Below are 286 nucleotides of genomic sequence, written 5' to 3'. Positions count from 1 at the left end.
GCCGAAACCGTCTTTCAGAGTTCTTCCATGCGGAAGAACCGATTATTCGGTATTAGCCCCGGTTTCCCGGAGTTATCCCCATCTGCAGGGCAGGTTGCCCACGTGTTACTCACCCGTCCGCCGCTGAAATCAGGGAGCAAGCTCCCATCAATCCGCTCGACTTGCATGTATTAGGCACGCCGCCAGCGTTCGTCCTGAGCCAGGATCAAACTCTCCATAATAGAGAAATTCGAGTAGCTCGAGTTTCTTGCTGGCATCAATTAAGATGTCAATTTGAATCCGAAGA

At 51.4% G+C, this 286-nt stretch carries 1 rRNA gene; it reads right to left on the bottom strand.

From position 1 onward, the window contains the following. A 16S ribosomal RNA gene (locus M3152_RS18205) occupies positions 1–221 on the bottom strand; the annotation flags it as partial. Between the last annotated feature and the right edge of the window lie 65 nt (positions 222–286).

It is taken from the genome of Sporosarcina luteola (assembly GCF_023715245.1).
GTDB classification, from domain to species: domain Bacteria; phylum Bacillota; class Bacilli; order Bacillales_A; family Planococcaceae; genus Sporosarcina; species Sporosarcina luteola_C.
This window is presented reverse-complemented; position numbering and strand designations above follow the sequence as displayed.